At 44.7% G+C, this 4,189-nt stretch carries 2 protein-coding genes and 1 tRNA gene; 1 reads left to right on the top strand and 2 read right to left on the bottom strand.

Features of this window, described 5'->3' with window-relative positions; genetic code table 11:
• Positions 1-9 precede the first annotated feature (9 nt).
• Together NT111_00110 and NT111_00115 are read right to left on the bottom strand one after the other, a co-directional pair.
• Entirely contained in the window at positions 10-1,044 is a 1,035-nt protein-coding gene (locus tag NT111_00110; GenBank protein ID MCX6804423.1) for a ribonucleotide-diphosphate reductase subunit beta, read from the bottom strand.
• Positions 1,045-1,069: 25 nt separating this feature from the next.
• Positions 1,070-3,940: a ribonucleoside-diphosphate reductase subunit alpha gene (locus tag NT111_00115; GenBank protein ID MCX6804424.1), complete on the bottom strand. Its 2,871-nt coding sequence runs from the start codon at positions 3,938-3,940 to the stop codon at positions 1,070-1,072.
• Positions 3,941-4,114: 174 nt separating this feature from the next.
• On the opposite strand from NT111_00115, the gene NT111_00120 reads away from it, so the two are divergent.
• Positions 4,115-4,189: transfer RNA gene (locus NT111_00120), tRNA-Glu, on the top strand.

Below are 4,189 nucleotides of genomic sequence, written 5' to 3' on the forward strand. Positions count from 1 at the left end.
ATTTATTCTCTATTCCCAATCCAGAGTTCCGCCTGTTTGGTATTCAATAACTCGTGTTTCGAAAAAGTTCTTTTCTTTACTTAGGTCGGCAGCTTCGCTCATCCATGGGAACGGATTTTTGGTGTGGTATTGCTTCGGCAGGCCAACTGATGCCAGGCGCCTATCAGCTACATGTTCTATATATTGCTTGAAGCCGTCGGCATTCATACCAAATATGCCGCGCGGAAACACTTCCTGGGCATAGGTATATTCTAGCTTGGTGGCTTGAGTTATCAAATCAACCATTTTAGTCTGGAACTCATCCGTCCAGAGTTCAGGCTGTTCCTCCTTAATGGCATTTATCATATTAACACCAAAGTTGAGATGCTGAGATTCATCACGCATTATATACTGTATTTGTTCGGCGCTACCAACAAGTTTGTTTTGACGCTGGAAACCAAAGATTACCGCGAAGCTAGAATAGAAGAATATTCCCTCTAGGATAAGCGAAAATACGCAGAGGTTTTCTAGGAACTTTTGGTCGCTTTCAAATGTACCAGTATGGAAGTCATCGGCAAATATTCCCTCATTGAAGGTTAAAATGAATTTAGCCTTGCTAAAGTGAGCGGAGTTTTCTCGGTACATATTGAATACCTTGCTGCCGTCAAGGCCAAGGCTCTCTACGATGTACTGGTATGCGTGAGTGTGTATGGCTTCCTCATAGGACTGACGCAATAAGTACATGCGGCATTCCGGGCTGGTAATGTGTTTGTACAGGGCCAGGACTAAATTATTAGCTGCAATCGAGTCGGCTGTAGTGAAAAACCCGAGGGCTGTCTGGAATGCTTGTCGTTCGTCGTCCGATAAATTATCTGATTTCCAAAGCTCAATATCGTCCTGCATAGCGATTTCTGTCGGTAGCCAGTGGTTGGCATTGCCAGCCAAATAGGCATCCCAGGCAAAATTATGCTTCATAGGGTGTAATTGGATGACATCGGCATCTTCGCCATTTATGATTCGTCTCTTATTAATATCTGGTCTTATGTCGGACATTTTAAGTGTCATAGCAGTTCTCCTTTTATTTTATTTGTTACTTAGCCATAGCGTTATCAGGCGGAATTGTAGCAGCCTCACGCTTGTGCGTAGAGCCGAACTCTGAACTATCTACAGTAGATTTCTCTACCTGTGATATAGCCATACTGCGGAGGTAATAGGTGGTTTTTAGGCCCTGGTCCCAGGCAGCCATGTATATATCGCTAAGTTGCTTTCCGCTCACTCCCTGGACGAATATATTAAAACTCTGGCTCTGGTCGATCCACTTGCCGCGATGGGCAGTAATCTTCACTAGCGCTAATGGGTCTATTTCGAATACTTCACGGTACTTTGCTCGAAGTTTTTCGGGAATCTCGTTAATTTTTTGGATCGAGCCATCGTGGTATTTGATCTTTTTAACCATGGAATCATTCCATAAGCCAAGATTTTTAAGATCCTCAATGAGATAGCTATTAATGACAGTGAAATCGCCGCTCATATTGGATTTGACATACAAGTTCTTGTAGATAGGTTCGATACAAGGGTAGCAGCCGGCGATATTTGCGATCGATGCAGTCGGTGCGATAGCCATGGTGTTGGAGTTGCGCATACCATATTTCTTAACATGAGCTTTGGCTGGTCTCCAGTCTAACTTTCCACCACGCTTAACATCTATCTTGCGCCCACGCTCAGCCTCCAACAAATCGATAGTATCGGCTGGGAATATTCCGCGGTCCCACTTAGAGCCCTTGAAGCTCTTGTAGGCACCTCTGTCTTTGGCTAATTTGCTAGAGCCCATAATGGCATGGTAGCTAATTAGCTCCATAGATTCATCGGCGAATTCTACTGCCTTAGGCGAACCAAAATTAATATCAAGTAAATATAGAGCATCCTGGAAGCCCATTATGCCTAGACCCACTGGGCGATGCCTGAGGTTAGAAGTCTCGCATTCTTTGGTTGTGTAGTAACAAATATCCACGACATTATCGAGCATCCGCATGGCGAGCTCTGTGGTAGTTTGGATTAGCTCTTTATCTAGTTTGCCCGATTTAATGTGCTTGGCCATGTTTATCGAGCCTAAATTACAGACCGCAGTCTCTTCGGCTGAGTTATTAAGAGTTATCTCGGTACAAAGGTTGGAATTGTGGATAACCCCCACATGGTCTTGAGGACTCCTTACATTACAGGCGTCTTTAAAGGTAATCCAGGGGTGCCCAGTCTCAAATAGCATAGTAAGCATTTTGCGCCATATCTGGGTTGCTGGAAGTCTACGAAACAGCTTTATTTTACCTTCATCGGCCATCTGCTCGTATTCTTGATAGCGCTTTTTAAAAGCGTCACCGTATAGATCGTGCAGGTCAGCGGCTTCCTCGGAACTAAATAGCGTCCACTGCTCATTATTGTTAACCCTCTCCATAAACAGGTCGGGAACCCAATTAGCGGTGTTCATGTCATGGGTGCGGCGGCGTTCATCGCCAGTGTTCTTGCGAAGCTCTAAAAAGTCCTCAATGTCCAGGTGCCAAGTTTCCAGGTAGGCGCAGGTGGCACCTTTGCGTTTGCCGGATCTGCTGATCGCAACCGTGGTATCGTTCATTATTTTAAGAAATGGCACTACACCTTGAGAGGGGATGTTAACCGACTTTATAAGCGACCCAGTACCTCTGATGTTTGTCCAGTCGGTGGCAATACCGCCAGAGTATTTACTCATCAGTGCATTATCCAGATAAACCTTGAATATATGCTTCAGATCATCCTCGACGGTATTTAGAAAGCAGGAGGATAGCTGAGGTTTGCTAGTTCCCGAATGGAATAGGGTAGGAGTGGATGGGACATAGCGCAGTGTAGAGAGTACATCGTAGAACTGCTTAGCCCATTTATCTTTGTCTTTCTTTTCTGCGATAGCCAAGCCCATTGCAATACGCATCCAAAATGTCTGAGGAGCTTCCTGACGGCGAAGACGACCCTCCGATTGTATGAAGTAGCGATCGTGCAGCATATCTAGGCCCATATAGTCTATTAATTGGTCGCGCTCAGGCTTGAGGTAATCGGCCATGTCGTCTAGATCAAAGCTATTTAGCCGTTTGTCCAGGCGACCGTCCCGAACTGCATCCTTGATAAAAGCCTTGAAGGTCGACTTATAGTCAGCATTCAGGGTTGATTTGTGGTTGCCACCCAAGACCTCTTTATATATTTTCCTTAGTAGCAATCTCGAGGACAACTTAGAGTAGGTTGGATCCTGCTCAATATGGGCTTTAGTGGCCATTATCATACTATCCTCTAGCTCATCGTAGGTAATACCATCGTAAATACTACCTTTTACAGACTGAGCAATGCCATCGAGGTCTACATCATCAGAGATGTCATCGGCTGCTTCCAAAAGTTCCTTAACTAGCTTGGCATAGCTGAAGTTTTGTAGGGTACCATCGGGCATTGTAACCTTTAGGTTACTCTGCTCGAGTTTTTCAGCGGAGCGAGCCGACTCGGCATCGCGCATAGCCTTATGCGTATCACGATAAATTATAAAAGCCCGGACTGTCTTGTAGTGCCCTGAGCGCATCAGTTGTTGCTCAATAAGGTCTTGTAGGGTTTCGACATCAGGGGTCGATTCGCTAAAGGCTAATTCGGCCTGGGTTGTAACTTCAGTCACCACAGCTTTTATATCTTCAGTTGTGGCCTCACCACCAACGCTATCGCTTGCTTTACCGATTGCTATTTCAATCCTCGAGCGATCAAAATCGACCATTTGCCCGTTCCGTTTTTTTATTTGCTCAAAACTCATTTCACCCTCCTTATTGCTGTTTATGTCTGTATATAGCGTTTCAAAGCTCTTATGGACCACTATATACGGGCTTTTTATTATGGTCAATGTGTTTTTTTTACCACACCATGGCCGGCTTATGGACAGGCCATAAATTACCAAAAAAAACATCACGGCTACGGACCCACATACGAAAACACCCCTCTTTTGTCAACTCATCGGTCAATAAACTTTTCTTACTAACAATAATACGCCAATGTAAGCATTGGCGCTAGGACTACCAAAAAGTCATATTTGGTGTTATGGCTAGTAAAATAGCTCTTTGAAATATATAATACATCTGTTGGTCCCATCGTCTAACGGTTAGGACACCAGATTCTCAATCTGGCAATGCGGGTTCGATTCCCGCTGGGATCACCA

This window comes from Patescibacteria group bacterium (assembly GCA_026397045.1).
Lineage (GTDB): Bacteria > Patescibacteriota > Saccharimonadia > CAILAD01 > BJGX01 > JAPLVO01.

Coding starts and splice junctions, on each gene's coding strand:
- NT111_00115 (MCX6804424.1), bottom strand. CDS start 3,940: ATGTTTTTTTTGGTAATTTATGGCCTGTCCATAAGCCGGCCATGGTGT.
- NT111_00110 (MCX6804423.1), bottom strand. CDS start 1,044: ATGACACTTAAAATGTCCGACATAAGACCAGATATTAATAAGAGACGA.